The 15,575-nt window shown below is 74.3% G+C and carries 11 protein-coding genes; 3 read left to right on the top strand and 8 right to left on the bottom strand.

The genetic code is table 11. The features are described 5' to 3' along the window. Positions 1-61 precede the first annotated feature (61 nt). Together ACIBPC_RS06595 and ACIBPC_RS06590 are read right to left on the bottom strand one after the other, a co-directional pair. Positions 62-2,020: a PhoX family protein gene (locus ACIBPC_RS06595; protein ID WP_398841690.1), complete on the bottom strand. Its 1,959-nt coding sequence runs from the start codon at positions 2,018-2,020 to the stop codon at positions 62-64. Positions 2,021-2,167: 147 nt separating this feature from the next. Further along, positions 2,168-3,709, bottom strand: a complete 1,542-nt coding sequence (locus tag ACIBPC_RS06590; protein WP_398841689.1) for an aldehyde dehydrogenase family protein — start codon at positions 3,707-3,709, stop codon at positions 2,168-2,170. 119 nt (positions 3,710-3,828) lie between these two features. Between ACIBPC_RS06590 and ACIBPC_RS06585 the strand changes: the two genes are divergently transcribed. Beyond that, positions 3,829-4,599 (top strand): IclR family transcriptional regulator, encoded by a 771-nt coding sequence (locus ACIBPC_RS06585; protein WP_362966640.1) that lies wholly within the window; start codon positions 3,829-3,831, stop codon positions 4,597-4,599. 254 nt (positions 4,600-4,853) lie between these two features. Here the strand turns inward: ACIBPC_RS06585 and ACIBPC_RS06580 are convergent, their stop codons facing one another. The 4 genes from ACIBPC_RS06580 to ACIBPC_RS06565 form a co-directional block, all read right to left on the bottom strand. Beyond that, positions 4,854-5,363 (bottom strand): NUDIX domain-containing protein, encoded by a 510-nt coding sequence (locus ACIBPC_RS06580; RefSeq protein ID WP_398841687.1) that lies wholly within the window; start codon positions 5,361-5,363, stop codon positions 4,854-4,856. Between the two features lie 4 nt (positions 5,364-5,367). Continuing rightward, a complete protein-coding gene (locus ACIBPC_RS06575) occupies positions 5,368-6,783 on the bottom strand; it encodes an NCS2 family permease (RefSeq protein WP_398841685.1) in 1,416 nt (471 codons plus the stop codon). A gap of 128 nt (positions 6,784-6,911) precedes the next feature. After that, positions 6,912-8,120: a hypothetical protein gene (locus ACIBPC_RS06570; RefSeq protein ID WP_398841792.1), complete on the bottom strand. Its 1,209-nt coding sequence runs from the start codon at positions 8,118-8,120 to the stop codon at positions 6,912-6,914. 5 nt (positions 8,121-8,125) lie between these two features. Then, positions 8,126-9,055, bottom strand: coding sequence for a 5-dehydro-4-deoxyglucarate dehydratase (locus tag ACIBPC_RS06565; protein WP_362966646.1), 930 nt, complete (start codon positions 9,053-9,055; stop codon positions 8,126-8,128). Between the two features lie 185 nt (positions 9,056-9,240). On the opposite strand from ACIBPC_RS06565, the gene ACIBPC_RS06560 reads away from it, so the two are divergent. Then, positions 9,241-10,062 carry an NAD(P)-dependent oxidoreductase gene (locus ACIBPC_RS06560; protein ID WP_362966648.1) on the top strand — a complete coding sequence of 274 codons (822 nt, stop codon included), beginning with the start codon at positions 9,241-9,243 and terminating at the stop codon, positions 10,060-10,062. A gap of 28 nt (positions 10,063-10,090) precedes the next feature. Here the strand turns inward: ACIBPC_RS06560 and ACIBPC_RS06555 are convergent, their stop codons facing one another. Continuing rightward, a complete protein-coding gene (locus ACIBPC_RS06555) occupies positions 10,091-11,668 on the bottom strand; it encodes a discoidin domain-containing protein (protein WP_398841683.1) in 1,578 nt (525 codons plus the stop codon). 241 nt (positions 11,669-11,909) lie between these two features. Next, entirely contained in the window at positions 11,910-13,439 is a 1,530-nt protein-coding gene (locus tag ACIBPC_RS06550; protein WP_398841791.1) for a hypothetical protein, read from the bottom strand. A gap of 254 nt (positions 13,440-13,693) precedes the next feature. On the opposite strand from ACIBPC_RS06550, the gene ACIBPC_RS06545 reads away from it, so the two are divergent. Next, positions 13,694-15,550 (top strand): endonuclease/exonuclease/phosphatase family protein, encoded by a 1,857-nt coding sequence (locus ACIBPC_RS06545; RefSeq protein ID WP_398841682.1) that lies wholly within the window; start codon positions 13,694-13,696, stop codon positions 15,548-15,550. The last annotated feature ends 25 nt before the right edge of the window (positions 15,551-15,575 follow it).

The raw sequence follows: 15,575 nt of genomic DNA, 5'->3' as shown, positions 1-15,575 counted from the left end.
CGGGCCCGGACACCCCTGGGGTGTCCGGGCCCGCGCCGTTGCGTGCGATGGGCGGAGCGGGTCAGGCGCCGATGACCCCGCCGTCCCTGCGGCGGACGGCGACCGTCGCCGAGCGGGGACGCCCGTCGGGGGCGAAGTCGGGCCAGTTGCTGACGGCGCGCGGGTCGTCCGGGCTCGGCGTGCCCCAGGCGGTCGTCGCCTCGCCGGGGTGCTGGACGTTCACGAACATCGTCCTGCGGTCGGGGGTGAACGTGATGCCGCTGATCTCGGCGCCGCGCGGGCCGGTGAGGAAGCGGCGGATCTCGCCGGTGCGCGGGTCGGCGGCGAGCATCTGGTTGTTGCCGATGTTCTCGTGGCCGCGCTCGGGGAGGTTCTGCGTCGAGTTGGAGACGTCGGTCTGGATCCACAGGCGGCCGTCGGCGTCGAAGGCCAGGCCGTCGGGCGAGCCGAAGACGTCGCGCTCGTCGAGGGTCGTCTCCGGGTCGTGCGCCGGGTCGCCCGCGAGGAGGAAGAGGTCCCACTCGAAGGTGGTCGCGGCGTTGTCCCTGTGGTGCTCGGTCCAGCGGACGATGTGGCCGTACGGGTTGGGGCGGCGGGGGCTGACCGCGCTGTCCCAGCCGCTGCCGTTCGTCAGCGTGCAGTAGACGTCCTGGTTGTCGGGGTTGACGGAGATCCACTCGGGGCGGTCCATGCGCGTGGCGCCGACCGCGTCGGCCGCCTCACGGGTGCGCAGGAGGACGTCCGCCTGGTCGGCCCAGCCGTTGGCGCGGGTGAGGGGGCCGCGGCCGTGTTCGAGCGGGAGCCAGGTGCCGGTGCCGTCGTCGTCGAAGCGGGCGACGTAGAGCGTGCCGTGGTCGAGCGGGCTGCGGCCGAGGGCGCGCTGGACCCGCCAGTTGCCCTGGCCGACGAACTTGTAGATGTAGTCGCCGTCCTGGTCGTCGCCGGTGTAGGCGACGATGCGCCCGCGCGACTCGGTGACGGTGCAGCCCTCGTGCTTGACGCGGCCGAGCGCGGTGCGCTTGACGGGCTTGGCCTGCGGGTTCTCCGGGTCGATCTCGACGACCCAGCCGAAGCGGTTGATCTCGTTCGGGTTGGCCGCGAGGTCGAAGCGCGGGTCGGCGAGGTGCCAGCGGAAGCCGCCGCCGCTGCGGGAGACGCCGTAGCGGGCCTGGCTGGGGGTGGGCTGCCAGTCGGGGTCGGTCGTGCCGAAGTAGTTGTTCCAGTTTTCCTCGCACGTGAGGTACGTGCCCCAGGGCGTCCAGCCGTTGGAGCAGTTGTTGAGCGTGCCCAGCGGCGGGCCGTCCGCGCGCAGGGCCGGGTGGTCGGCGCGGACGGGGCCCGAGAACGTGACGGGGGTGCTGCCGGTGATGCGGCGGGCGCGGCGCGACTCGGCGACGCGCCAGGTGTCGCCGCGCCGTTCGATCTCGACGACGCTGACGCCGTGCGCGGCGAGGGCCTTGGCGACCTTCTCCGGCGTCATCTCGGCGGGGCCGTCGGGGAAGAGGAGTTCCTGGTCGATGTACTCGTGGTTCAGCACGAGCAGGCCGCGGCGGCTGCCCTCGGAGCCCCGGCCGAGGGGGAAGTAGTGCATGCCGTCGTGGTTCATGCCGACCTGCTGGGCCTGTTCCTCGGCGGTGTTGCCCGCGTCGGGGCGCCAGGCGGGGCCGCTGGGGCGGACCGGGGTGCCCCACGGGATGAGGACCTGGGCGACGTAGCCGTCGGGGACGGTGAGCGCGTCGTCGGTGCTGGTGGGGACCGGGGTGAAGCCCAGCAGGCCGCGGCCGCCGCCGTGCCGTGCCGGTGCGGCGGCGGGTGCGGCAGCCGTGGCGGTCGCGGCCGAGGCGGTGCCGGCGCCGGCTGCCGCCAGGAACCCGGCGGCAGCGGCGGCCGTTCCCCCGAGGAGGGCGTCGCGGCGGGACAGCCGGCGTGCGGCCACCTCCCCGAAGGTGCGGTTTCCGGAGGGGTTGGAGCTCACGTCGTCGGGGTCGATCTCCGGGAAGACGGGCAGCTGTCCTGACATCGCGTGACCTCACGTGTGGGGCGGCAGTGACGTTTCCGTGAGGCTAGGAGCCGCCGGTGGCGCCGAGAAGCCCCGAAGGTGAACGTCCGGCCACCTCCATTCGTACGGCCTATTCATCTCCGGCCGCGGCGTGCGGACGGCCGCGTGTCAGCCCTGCCGTACGCCGTCCACGCGGCGCGGAAGGCCGAGGGGGTTGTCGTCGCGCAGTTCCGGGGGGAGCAGGGCCTCCGGGGTGGACTGGTAGGCGACGGGGCGCAGCCACCGTTCGATCGCCGTCGCGCCGACTGAGGTGAACAGCGAGGTGGTGGCGGGGTACGGGCCGCCGTGGTGCTGGGCGGGGGTGACGGCGACGCCGGTGGGCCAGCCGCCGACGAGGACGCGGCCCGCGAGGGGGGTGAGGGCGGCGAGCAGGGCCCCGCCGGTCGCGGTGTGCTCGCCGCCGGTCTCGGAGGCGGCGAGGTGGACGGTCGCGGTGAGGCTGCCGCCGAGGCGGGCGAGGAGCGCGGCGGCCGGGCCCTGCGTGGCATCGCCGGTGTGGCGGACGACGACGGTGACCGGGCCGAAGCACTCGTCGAGCAGCAGGTCGTGCGGGCCTTCGGCGGCGAGCCCGGCGGCGTCCACGGTGAGGAAGCCCGGCGTGACGGTGCCGTCGGCGGCCCGGCCGGGGGCGACCGGCGCCGTCACGCCGTCGAGGGCCGTCCGCGCGGCGACGCCGGAGGCGAACGCGTCGCGCATCCCGGCGTCGAGCAGCACCCCGGGGGCGGCCTCGCCGAGGCGGGCGGCGAGCGCGGCGACGAGGGCGTCGCCCGCGTCGCCGGAGGGGACGAGGACGAGGCCGGGCTTGGTGCAGAACTGGCCGGTGCCCTGGGTCATCGAGGCGGCGAGCCCGGCGCCGATCTCGTCCGCGCGCTCGCGGGCGGCCCGTTCCGTGACGACGACCGGGTTGAGGCTGCCGAGTTCGCCGTAGAAGGGGATGGGGACCGGCCGGGCGGCGGCGGCGTCGAACAGGGCGCGGCCGCCGCGTACCGAGCCGGTGAAGCCGGCGGCGGTGACGAGGGGGTGGCCGATGAGGTCGATCCCGGCCTGGAAGCCGTGGACGAGGGTGACGACGTCCTCGGGCAGCCCGGCGTCGGCGGCAGCGAGGCGCAGGGCGGCGGCGGCGCGTTCGGAGGTCTCGGGGTGGTCCGGGTGGGCCTTGACGACGACGGGGCAGCCCGCCGCGAGGGCGCTGGCCGTGTCGCCGCCGGGGACGGAGAAGGCGAGCGGGAAGTTGGAGGCGGCGTAGACGGCGACGACGCCGAGCGGCACCTTGTAGCGGCGCAGGTCGGGGCGCGGCGGGGTGGCGGCGGGGTCGGCGTGGTCGATGACGACGCCGAGCGCGCCGCCGTCCGCGACCTCGTCGGCGAAGGCGAGGAACTGGCCGGTGGTGCGGGCGAGTTCGCCGGTGAGGCGGGGGACGCCGAGGGCCGTCTCGGCGTCGGCGGCGGCGATCAGGGCGTCCCCCGCCTCGGTGAGCCGCGCGGCCGCCGCGCGCAGCAGGGCGGTGCGGCGGTCGCGGTCGGCGAGGGCGGCGCGGGTGGCGTGCGCGGCGCGGACGGCGGCGTCCACACCGGCGGCCGTGGCTTCCTCGGCGGCCTGCCCGCGCCGCGTTCCGGTCCGCGGGTCCACGCTCCACACTGGTACGGCCACCGGGCTCGCGCCTCCTCCTGTCGCACGCCGCCCGGTTCTCTATACTGAACGACGTCCCTGTATGTGAATAACGGGACTGTAATATGTCGCTGCGGCGCGGAACAAGGGGGTCAGGCCGGATGGCTGTACCGGAGACGGGCGGAGCGCAGGTCAAGTCGGCGGTGCGCACGGTCGAGCTGCTGGAGTACTTCGCCGGGCAGCCCGGCATGCACTCCCTCGCCGACGTGCAGGCGGCCGTCGGCTACCCGAAGTCGAGCCTCTACATGCTGCTGCGCACCCTGGTGGACCTCGGCTGGGTGGAGACCGACGCGACCGGCACCCGCTACGGCATCGGCGTACGGGCGCTGCTGGTCGGCACGTCGTACATCGACGGCGACGAGGTGGTGGCCGCCGCGCGGCCGACGCTGGACCGGCTGTCGGACGACACGTCGGAGACGATCCACCTCGCCCGCCTCGACGGGACCAACGTCGTCTACCTCGCGACGCGCCAGTCGCAGCACTACCTGCGGCCGTTCACGCGCGTCGGGCGGCGGCTCCCGGCGCACTCGACGTCGCTCGGCAAGGCGCTGCTCGCCACGCACTCGGACGACCAGGTGCGGGCGCTGCTGCCGGAGAAGCTGGAGCCGCTGACCGAGCACACGGTGACCGACCGCGAGCGGCTGATCGGGGAGCTGGCGGTCATCCGCGAGCGCGGCTACGCCATCGACCGCGAGGAGAACACGCTCGGGCTCACCTGCTTCGGCATCGCGATCCCCTACCGCCGTCCGGCGCGGGACGCGATCAGCTGCTCGGTGCCGGTGGCGCGGCTGCGTCCGGGGCACGAGCAGCTGATCCGCGAGGCGCTCTTCGACGCCCGCGACCGGCTGGCGCTGGCGACCAGGCACCTCTAGGGTCTGTCCGGCGGATCTTGTCGCGGCTCACGGCTCCCCCAGCCTGGCGGCTGGGGGTGCCCCCAGGTGCCGGTGCATCGCAAGGCGCCGGATCGCAGCTCATACCCGGCCGTATTCGCGCGATGCGGCAACGCAGCGAGGTTCCCCCAGGCCCGGAGGCCCGGGAGGCCCCCCACGCCGGACGTCGTGAGACAGGCAAGACCCGCCGGACAGACCCTAGAACGCCGGGCGTCTCCCCGGAGGGCGCCGTCCGCTCAGTGGTGCCAGGGCAGTTCGACGGGCCGGGCGGAAACGCGGCCCGCGATCAGGTCGGTGAGCAGGGGGGCGAGGGCGAAGGGGACGACGCGTTCGGCCGTCGCCGCTATCTCGGGCACGGTCCACCAGCGGAACGCGGTGGTGGCGCCGCGCTCGAACTCCTCCATCCCGCTGGTGTCGACGGTGTGCGCGGTCACGCGGTGGAGGAAGAAGGTGTCCTCGACCAGGCCGGTCAGCCAGTCGGAGGCCAGGTGCCCGTGCGTGCGGGCCACCGGGGCGCCGAGCGCGGCGGTGGTGACGTGCAGGCCTGTCTCCTCGCGCAGTTCCCTGGCCGCCGCGGCGGCCAGGTCCTCGTGCCGCCCGACGCCGCCGCCCGGCGTGAGCCAGTAGGCGGCGGCGGTCGCGCGGTCCTCCATGCGCTGGAGCAGGAGCCGGTCGTCTGCGTCGAGCAGGAGGACGCGCGCGGTGCGGCGTGCGTAGCGGTGTCCCGTTCCGGGGAGGCGCGGCATGGCGTCAGTCGACCCCGAGCAGCTGCTCGATCGGGTTGATCCCGAAGTAGACGAGGAACAGGGCGGCGGTCAGCCACAGCAGCCAGCTGACCTCGCGGGCGCGGCCGAGGACGACCTTGAGGACGACGAAGGCGATGAACCCGGCGCCGATGCCGTTGGTGATCGAGTAGGTGAACGGCATGACCGCGATGGTGACGAACGCGGGGATGGCGATCGCGTAGTCGGTCCAGTCGATGCGGCCGACCTGGACCATCATCAGGAAGCCGACGGCGACCAGGGCGGGGGCGGCGGCCTGCGGCGGGACGACGGCGGCCAGCGGGGACAGGAAGATCGCGGCGGCGAACAGGCCGCCGGTGACGATGTTGGCCAGGCCGGTGCGCGCGCCCTCGCCGACGCCTGCGGCGGACTCGACGAACGACGTGTTGGACGAGGCGGACGCGGCGCCGCCCGCCGCGGCGGCCAGGCCGTCCACGAACAGCAGGCGGCCCAGGCGCGGCACGCGCCCGTTCTCGTCCAGGAGCCCGGCCTCGTTGGTGACGCCGACGGCGGTGCCCATGGTGTCGAAGAAGTCGGTCAGGAAGAGGGTGAAGATCAGCAGGACGACGGTGACGGTGCCGACCTCGCCGAACGCGCCGAAGAGGCTGAAGTTGCCGAGCAGGCCGAGGTCGGGGCTGGCCACGATGTCGTCGGGCAGCTTGGGCGCGGTGACGCCCCAGGCGGCGTCGTCCACGTCGGCGATCGCGTTCACGATGATCGCGAAGACGGTCATCGCCAGGATGCTGATGAGTATCGCGCCCTTCACCTTGCGGGCGAGCAGCGCCAGCGTGAGCAGCAGGCCGAGGCAGAAGACGAGGATGGGCCAGCCGTGCAGCTCGCCGGTGCCGCCGAGGCTCAGCGGCGGGGAGCCGGCGAGGCCGGTGGTGAAGCCCGCGTCCACGAAGCCGATCAGCGCGATGAACAGGCCGATGCCGACGCCGATGGCCTGCTTGAGGCCCATGGGGATCGCGTTCATCACCGCCTCGCGCAGCCCGGTCGCGGAGAGGACGCACAGGATGATGCCCTCGATGACGATGAGGCCCATCGCGTCGGGCCAGGTCATCTGCGGGGCGATCTGGAACGCCAGCATCGCGTTGATGCCGAGGCCGGCGGCGAGGGCGAGGGGCAGGTTGGCGGTGATGCCCATGAGGATGGTCATCACGGCCGCGACGAGCGCGGTGACGGTGACCAGCTGCGGGAACGACAGCTGGTCGCCGTTGATGTCCTGGACGTTGTCGCCGCCGAGGATCAGCGGGTTGAGGACCAGGATGTAGGCCATCGCGAAGAACGTGACGAGTCCGCCGCGCACCTCCCGGCCGATGGTGGAGCCGCGCTCCGAGATCTGGAAGAAGCGGTCCAAGCGCTGCGCGGGCGCAGGAGGCATGACGTCATCCTCTGTAACGGGGTGGGGGACGGTTTTACGGGGACCCCGGGATTCTGCCTGCTCAGCAGCTTGGGGAGGTTTTCCCTGTGTAACACGATGCCGCACCGTTACGGAATTGCGCCCTCGGCTCAGCTCCCCAGCGCGACCGCCACCGCGTCGAGGTCGGCGTCCGGCGCGAGGCCGAAGTGGTAGAGCCGCAGCTCGGTGGCGCCCAGGGACGCCGCGTGGCGCGCGTCGTCGGCGAGGGTGGCGGGGCTGCCTCCCATGCCGGTGACGACGGGGAAGTTCGCCGCGACGGTGTGATGAGCTTCACGGTGTGCGGCGAACGGCGCGAGGACGTCGGCGCGCGCCGTCGCGCCGCCCGCGCAGGGCAGGACGACGCCGTCGGCGTGGGCGAGCACGGCCGCCGGGTCCACGCCCGCGTTGGCGCCGCAGCGGTGCGGCGCCGGGTCGGCGTGCAGGAGGACGCGGAAGCCCTCGACGCCCCGGCGCGCGGCCTCCTCGCGGACGGCGGTGACGGCGGCGCGCTGGAACGTGCCGGCGGTCGCGCCGCGCCAGGCGGCGACGGCGGCGGCCGTCTCCTCCCCCAGCAGGTCGCGGACGGCGGTCCACTCGTCCGCACGGTAGGCGGGGCGTGGCCTGGCGGGGCCGTCCGTCCACCAGGGGTCGAGCGCCTTCACGACGGACGCGCGCAGCGCCTCCGGGTCGATGCCGTGGGCGGCGGCGCCGGTGCGGCAGATGTCGCAGAAGCACAGCGACATGAGGAAGCCGCCGACGCCGCCGAGCGCCGCGCCGCCGGTCTTGTCGTGCGCGTGGAGGTGGTCGAGGCCGTACCAGCCGCAGGATTCCAGCTCGGTGCCGCGCGCGCCCGGTCGTACGGCGGCCTCGGCGGCGAGGGTGACGGCGTAGTCGCGGACCTCGGGGCGCGCGATGCAGGGGGCCCAGGGGTAGCGGTCGCCGTACGCGTTGACGACGGTGCTCGCGGGGTGCTCCTCGCCGAGGCGGGTGTTGTGGGCGAGGATCACCCAGGTGTGGACGTCGAGCCCGGCGGCGGCGAGCGCGTCGGCGGCCTCGCCGTACGGGTCGTCGCCCGGCAGCCAGCGCTGGGGGTGCGGGCGCAGGGCGCGGCGCGACCAGCGGCTGCCGGGCGGGTAGTAGACGGCGGAGTGCCGCGCCGTCACGACGCGGTGGGCGGGGTGGCGCGGGGTGAGGGCGCGGGTGGAGTGGTAGGCGGCGGCGAGGGTGGCCTGGGCGACGCCGAGGCGGGCGAGGCGGTCGGCGGCGGCGGGGTCCCCGGCGATGTCCCAGGGGTAGACGAAGGCCCCGGCGCGCGGCAGGGCGTTCACCGCTTCACCAGTCCGAGGCCGTGGTCGACGAGTTCGGCGAGGCGGTCGAGGTGCTCGGGCGCCGGTTCGGTGAACGGGGGGCGTACCGGGCCGACGTCCAGGCCGCGCAGCCGTACGCCCGCCTTGACGAGCGAGACGGCGTAGCCGCGGCCCTGGTTGCGGAGTTCGACGAGGGGGCGGTAGAAGCCGTCGATGAGGGTCGCGGTCGTCTCCAGGTCGCCGGTGGCGAGGGCGGCGTGGAAGGCGAGCGCGATCTCGGGGGCGAAGCAGAAGACGGCGGACGAGTAGAGGTGCACGCCGAGGCCCCGGTAGGCGGGGCCGGTGAGTTCGGCGGTGGGCAGGCCGTTGAACCAGCGGAAGGTGCTGCCGGGCAGTTCGGCGCGGACGGCGGAGATGGCGCGCTGGAGGAGTTCGAGGTCGCCGAGGCCGTCCTTGAGTCCGGCGATGCCGGGGGTGCGGGCGAGGCGGACGACGGTCTCGGGGGTGAACGTCACGTTGTCCCGCTGGTAGACGATGACGTCGAGCGAGGTGGCGGCGGCGATCTCCGTGTAGTGGCGGACGAGTCCCTCCTGCGGTGCCACGACGAGGTAGGGCGGCAGCGCGAGGAGGCCGTCCGCGCCCGCGGCCTCGGCGCGGCGGGCGAGGTCGACGGCCATGGCCGTGCCGTAGCCGGTGCCGGCGACCACCGGCACGGCGCCGTCCGCGACCTCGGCGGCGGTGGCGACGACGGCGCCGAACTCGTCGGGTGTCAGGGCGTGGAACTCGCCGGTGCCGCAGGCGGCGAAGACGGCGCCCGCCCCGGCGTCGATCCCGGCGCGGACGTGGGCGCGGTAGGCGTCGAGGTTCAGTGAGCCGTCGGGACCGTAGGGGGTCACCGGGAAGAACAGCAGTCCCCCGAGGCGTCCGGCGAGCGCGGCTTCGGTCATGCACATCTCCCTGGCCGAACAAGATGGTGATCGGTGTCCATATTCCTGAACGGACACGCTAGTTCAGGGCCGAATGAGCGGTCAAGTTGCCGTTGACGTGCGGGGAGTCTCTCCCTAGCCTGTCCCCATATATGAACACTCCCCTATCCGGACAGAAACTGCCCACAGCGAGGGACGGAGCCCCGATGACCGCAGCTCAGCCCGCCGGACGCACCGTCCTGCTCACCGGCGCCGCGGGCGGCGTCGGCACCCTGATGCGGGAGCTGCTCCCGGCGTACGGCTACCGGCTGCGGCTGTTCGACGCGCTGCCGGTGCCGGGCGAACCGGACGCGGTGACGGCCGACCTCAACGACGCGGAGGCCCTGGCCGGTGCCGTGCGCGGGTGCGACGCGATCCTGCACCTCGCCGGGATATCGCTGGAGTCGACGTTCGAGAAGGTCCTGCGCGCGAACATCGAGGGCACCTACCGCCTGTACGAGGCGGCGCGCGCGGAGGGCGTGCGCCGGGTGGTGTTCGCGTCGAGCAACCACGCGGTGGGGTACACGCCGTGGCCGGGTCCTGACGAGCCCCGCGTCCCGGTGGGCACGCCGCACCGGCCGGACACGTTCTACGGGCTGTCGAAGTGCTTCGGCGAGGACCTCGCGCAGTTCTACTGGGACAAGTTCGGCATCGAGACGGTGTCGGTGCGGATCGGTTCGTGCTTCCGCGAGGTCACGTCGGTGCGGATGCTGTCGGTCTGGCTGAGCCCGGCGGACGGGGCACGGCTCTTCCACGCGGCGCTGGACGCGCGGGACGTGGGCCACACGGTGGTCTACGGGTCGTCGGCCAACACGCGGGCGGTGTGGGACCTGTCGGCGTCGAAGGCGCTGGGGTACGAGCCGCGGGACGACTCGGAGGTGTTCGCGGAGGCGCTGATCGCGCGGGAGGGCGAGCTGGACACGACGCGGCCCGACCAGTCGCGCCTGGGCGGGCACTTCGTCACCGACCCGCCGGTCTGGCCGCACTGAGCGGCGGCCGGACCGGCGGGCGGGGCGTTCAGGTGGCGTAGATCTCGACGCGGGACGCCTGCCCGGCGGGCCAGGCGGTGTTGCCCGTGAAGGTCAGGCGGACGTAGCGGGTGCGGAGCTGCGGGAACGTGACGGTGACGGCGTTGCCCGTGGCCGGGTCGAAGGCACGCGGGGCGGCGGGGGCTGCGGTGCGCCAGATGCCCAGTTCCTCGGTCTGTACGGCGATGGTCTGGGTGCGCGGGCCCCATGCGGTCTGCGGCGGGAGGCCGACGACGACGCGGGAGACGTCCCGGACGCTGCCGAGATCCACCTGGAGCCACTGGGGGAACGCGTGGTTGGTGCTCTCCCAGTAGGACACCGGGTCGCCGTCCACGGCGTTGACGGCGGCGAAGCCCTGGGTCCAGCCGCTCGCCGTGACGGGCCGGCGCAGCGCCAGGTCGGGGTTGGGGGGCGGGGTGGTCGGGCCGCCGCCGGTGAAGCGTTCGACCCAGTAGCGGGTGCGTTCCAGGTAGGCGACCTCGGCGGCGGCGCCGGTCGTGCCCCAGGCGCCCGCGTATGTCTGGTAGCCGTGTCCCGGCGGCGGGGTGGAGGAGGCGGGTTCGATCGTGGAGCCCTCGTGCCACTCGTTGAACGAGGTGATGGACACCCAGTGCGGTGAGCCGCCGTTGTCCGGGGAGAGGGCGCCCGCCCAGAGCCGGTCGTACGTGGCGCCGTTCTCGCGGGGGATGGTGATCGTGGTGTTGCCGGGGACGGCGCGGTCGTCGATGTAGCCGGGGCCGATGGAGGGGGCCCAGATGCGGCCGTTGGCGCGGCACCAGTCGGCGATGCCCTTCCAGCCGTTGAAGTCGGTGGGCACCGAGTAGTTGTAGAGGCCGCCGAAGTAGCCGGCCTTGGACACGTCGGTGGTCTGGGTCAGCACGATGTTCGCCGCGTTGACCTGCGCGAGCGGCGACCAGTCGGTGGTGGCGAGGCTGTAGAAGACGTAGAACGCGGGCCGGTTGCCGTGCTTGGCGTCACGGTAGAACGCGGGGTGGGAGCCGTAGCGCGCGTTGATGTAGCGGATGTCGTCCACCGTGGACTGGGCAGTGCGGCCGCCGTAGGGCTCCAGGTGCCATGCGACCTTGACGCCGTACTGGGCGGCGACGTCGAGCAGCAGCGGTACGCGCTGGTCCTCGTATCCGCCCTGGCCCCACCAGGTCGTCGCGACGACGCCGACGCCCGCCTGGCGTATCCAGGCCATGTGCTGCGCGACGACGGCGGCGTCCCCCGAGTCGTACGGGCCGAGCGTGGGGTAGAGGTCGGCGCCGATGTCCTGCGGGGGCTGGTGTCCGCCCTGCTGCCAGTGGAGCCAGCTGCCGTGCCGGGACGGGCTGCCGTACCAGGGGTAGTAGAAGAGGTGCACGTCGTAGGAGGGCGCCGGCCAGTCGGCGGGGGCGGCGGCGGCCGCGTGGGCGGGGGAGATCCCGGGGCCGAGGGCCTGCCAGCCGAGGCCTGCGGCGGCGGCGCCCGCGCCGAGCGCGAGGAGGCGGCGGCGGCCCAGTTCGGCGGCGAGGGCGGAGGCGGCGGCCGGGGTGGGTGCGGGGGGACGGGGCGGGTTCGGTGTCACGAGTCACGTCCTTGAGGCGTCGTGAAAGGGAGGTGGATCTCTCGCCCGAGCGCCCAGAGAGTATGAGCGGTGCCGCACCCCGTCCAGAGTCCGCGCAAGAAGACAACAGAACACCGCAAGAACCGTGCGCTGAGATGGTAGTTGCTGACCTGTCGCGTTCAGGGCAGGCGGAACCGCCCGGCGGCCCGCGGGGGCCGTCCGGGCGGTGCGTGGGTCCGTCGTCCGTTTCCCGGCGGCGGCGTCACTGCTCGCGGGAGCGCGAGCGGTGCGCGGCCTTCCGCGCCTGCTTGGCGAGCTGCTTGTCCGGGTGGAGGCGGCCGACGGCCTCCAGGACGTCGGCGGTCGCGGGGTGCTCGGTGCGCCAGGCGCGTTCGAAGAAGTCGCTGTGCTGTCCGGCGAGGCCCGAGACCAGTTCGCGCAGCTCGACGGCCTCCTCCTCGCTGCCGAAGGCGGCGAGCTGCGCGGCGAGCGTGTCGATGGTGAGCCAGAAGACCATGTCCTCGTCCGGCTGCGGCACGTCGGGGGCGCCGCGTTCGGCGAGCCAGACGCGGGCCAGGCCGCCGAGCTGCTGGTCGTCGAGGACGGCGCGGACGGCGGGTTCGGCGGGGGCGCCGAGCAGGGAGAGCACCAGCTGGCAGCCGAGGCGGCGGCCGGGGGCGGCGGGGTCGTCACCGCGTGCGGCGTCCAGCAGGCCGCGGGCGGCGGGCAGCGGGTCGCGGCCGTCGAGCCACAGTTCGGCCTCCTCCCTGGCCATGGCCTCGGGCCGGTAGGGCAGGGCCGACAGGAGGGCGCCCGCGTCGGCCTCGGCCAGTTCGCCGAGGGCGGGGGCGTCCACCCCGGCGTCGAGCATGCGGCGGCGGATGCCGTAGAGGCCGAGGGGGGTGAGGCGGGCGAGGCCGTAGCGGGTCATGTCGTCGTCGTCGTCCTCGGCGTCGCCGCCCGCGCCGGTGACGTCCGCGGCGTCCGTGCCGTCGCCCGCCTCGGCGAGCACCGACTCGTCCACCGGCCGGTAGTCGAGCAGCCCGGTTCCGGCGAGGGTCGTGAAGCGGTCGTCGAGCTTGAGGACGGCGGCGGACAGCTCGTCCAGGTCGGCCTCGGACAGCTCCTCCACGTCGTCGGGGAGCACGGAGGCCGCCGCGACCATCGGCAGCGGGACGAGGGAGACGCCCTGCCCGGCCTCGTCGGTGACGGCGAAGAGGTAGAGGCTCGCCAGGGCCGAGTCGAGGAACTCGGCCTCCTCGTCGGGGTCCCAGTCCAGGGCGTCGAGGTCGATGGAGTCGGGGTCGATCTCGCCGTCGCCGCTGAGCGCGTCGCCGAAGCCGGGGAGGCTGCCGAGGAGTTCCTCGAAGGTCGGGGTGGCCGCGTCGCTGAGGACGGCCTCGACGCCGTCGGACCAGATGTCGAGGACGTCGGCGGGGCTGCCGGAGGTGAGCTGCTCCAGCTCGTCGCCCGCGGTCGCGGTCCCGGCGGGCGTGTCGCCGTCTCCGTCGCCCCCGTCGTCCTCGCCGTCGTCCGTCTCGGTGACGCGGACGAGGCCGGTGTCCACGGCGAAGTTCCAGGCGTCGGCGGCCAGGCCCGTGCCCTCGTCGTCGGGCTCGAAGCCGAGCGCCGTGGCGGCGGAGGCGAGGTCGCCGGACAGGAGTTCGCCGCCCGCGCCGACGGGCACGCCCTTCTCCGCCCACCGGGCGAGGGTGACGGCGCGCGCCAGCAGGGGGGCGGCGAGCGCCTCACGGGCCAGGTCGGCGTCGGAGGGCAGCCGCACGGGCGGCATGACGGGACGCGCGTCACCGGAGTTCACGATCGCTCCTCATCGGGACCACTGGGGGCAGTGCACCAGCCTAGAGGAGTGCGCGGGCACTCATTGACGGGATGTCAGCCGGGATGCCCTTCACCCTAAGGGGTGCGCGGGAGCGGGGGGCGCACGGGCCCGGAGTGCGTCGGGCGTTCACCCGGGGGGCGTTGACACGGGCGCCCCCGCTGCGGGAGTTTGACGCGCGTAGCGTCGTCGCGTTCCCGGAGGAACCCTTGACCGCAGCACGCCGTTCCCGGCCCCCGTTCCGTGCGACCGCCGCCGCCCTGGGGCCGGTGCTCGCCGCAGGTCTGTGCGCCGGCCTGCTCGCCCAGCCCGCGCAGGCCGCGCAGGCCGCGGCGGACCCGGTGCGCATCCACGACATCCAGGGTGGCTCGCGCCTGTCGCCGTACGCGGGGCAGCGGGTCGCCGACGTGCCCGGGATCGTGACGGGGGTGCGGACGTACGGCTCGCGCGGTTTCTGGATGCAGGACCCGTCGCCCGACCGCGACCGGGCGACGAGCGAGGGCGTCTTCGTCTTCACCAGCTCGGCGCCGCGTGTGGCGGTGGGCGACGCGGTGCTGGTGTCGGGGGATGTCGGCGAGTACTACTACGGCGGCGAGGCGGCGGGCGGGCAGTCCGTCACGCAGGTGTCGCGACCGGCGGTGGCGGTCGTGTCGTCGGGGAACGCGCTGCCCGCGCCCGTACGGCTCGACGCCCGCGCGGTGCCCGACAGGTACGCGCCGCAGGGCGATCCGGCGGCGGGCGGGAGCATCGAGGGGCTCGCGCTGCGGCCGGAGCGGTACGCGCTCGACCTCTACGAGTCGCTGGAGGGCATGGCGGTCGCGGTGGCGGATGTGCCGGTGGTCGGCCCGAGCACGCCGTACTACGAGCTGTGGGTCACGGTGGAGCCGCGCGAGAACCGTACGGCGGGCGGCGGGACGCGGTACGGCTCGTACGACGCGCAGAACGGCGGGCGGCTGAAGGTGGAGTCGCTGGTGCCGGTGGCGCAGGAGCCGTTCCCCAGCGCCGATGTCGGGGACCGGCTGGCGGGGACGACGATCGGGCCGCTGGACTACGACGAGTTCGGCGGCTGGACGCTGGCCGCGCGGGAGATGGGCGCGGTGGCGGACGGGGGGCGTGCGCCGGAGCGTACCCGTGCGCAGCGGCCGGACGAGCTGGCCGTCGCGACGTACAACGTGGAGAACCTCAACCCGGGTGATTCCGCCGCCAAGTACGAGCGGCTGGCCGCCGCGGTGGCGGACAACCTGGCGTCGCCCGACATCCTGGCGCTGGAGGAGATCCAGGACGACAGCGGCCCGGCGGACGACGGGACGGTGGGCGCCGAGGGGACGTTGCGGCGCTTCACGGACGCGATCGCCGCGGCGGGCGGGCCGCGGTACGAGTGGCGGCTCGTGGACCCGGAGGACGGCGCGGACGGCGGGCAGCCGGGCGGTAACATCCGCACGGCGTTCCTGTTCGATCCGGCGCGCGTGTCGTTCGTGGACCGGCCCGGTGGGGACGCGACGACGGCGACGGAGGTCGTGCGCCGGGGCGGGACGGCGGCCCTGACGTACTCCCCCGGGCGTGTCGCGCCGCTGGACGGGGCGTGGGCGGACAGCCGCAAGCCGCTGGCGGGCGAGTTCGTGTTCCGTGGCGAGACGGTGTTCGTGATCGCGAACCACTTCGCGTCCAAGGGCGGGGACCAGCCGCTGGCCGGGCGCTTCCAGCCGCCCGCGCGGGTGTCGGAGGAGCAGCGGCTGCGGCAGGCGGAGGCGGTGAACGGCTTCGTGCGGGACATCACGGCGGTGGACCGGCGGGCGCGGGTGGTGGTGCTCGGGGATCTGAACGACTTCGAGTTCTCGCCGGTGACGCGGGCGCTGACGCGGCACGGGGCGCTGCGGACTGCGGTGGCGAGCCTGCCGCGTGACGAGCGTTACACGTATGTCTTCCAGGGCAACTCGCAGGTGCTGGACCAGACGCTGGTGTCGCCCGCGATCCGGCGGTTCGACTACGACATCGTGCACATCAACGCGGAGTTCGCCGACCAGGCGAGCGACCACGACCCGCAGGTGCTGCGCTTCCGGCCGTGAGGCCTCCCGGCGGGCGGGGGGTTCT

This window comes from Streptomyces sp. NPDC049879 (genome assembly GCF_044461265.1).
GTDB lineage: Bacteria > Actinomycetota > Actinomycetes > Streptomycetales > Streptomycetaceae > Streptomyces.
The sequence above is the reverse complement of the archived record's forward strand: the minus strand, read 5'-3'. Positions and strand labels throughout refer to the sequence as shown.

Excerpts from the sequence above, each read along its gene's own strand:
- ACIBPC_RS06575 (WP_398841685.1), bottom strand. The coding sequence starts at position 6,783 with ATGCCTCCTGCGCCCGCGCAGCGCTTGGACCGCTTCTTCCAGATCTCG.
- ACIBPC_RS06550 (WP_398841791.1), bottom strand. The coding sequence starts at position 13,439 with ATGCCGCCCGTGCGGCTGCCCTCCGACGCCGACCTGGCCCGTGAGGCG.
- ACIBPC_RS06585 (WP_362966640.1), top strand. The coding sequence starts at position 3,829 with ATGGCTGTACCGGAGACGGGCGGAGCGCAGGTCAAGTCGGCGGTGCGC.
- ACIBPC_RS06560 (WP_362966648.1), top strand. The coding sequence starts at position 9,241 with ATGACCGCAGCTCAGCCCGCCGGACGCACCGTCCTGCTCACCGGCGCC.
- ACIBPC_RS06595 (WP_398841690.1), bottom strand. The coding sequence starts at position 2,020 with ATGTCAGGACAGCTGCCCGTCTTCCCGGAGATCGACCCCGACGACGTG.
- ACIBPC_RS06565 (WP_362966646.1), bottom strand. The coding sequence starts at position 9,055 with ATGACCGAAGCCGCGCTCGCCGGACGCCTCGGGGGACTGCTGTTCTTC.
- ACIBPC_RS06580 (WP_398841687.1), bottom strand. The coding sequence starts at position 5,363 with ATGCCGCGCCTCCCCGGAACGGGACACCGCTACGCACGCCGCACCGCG.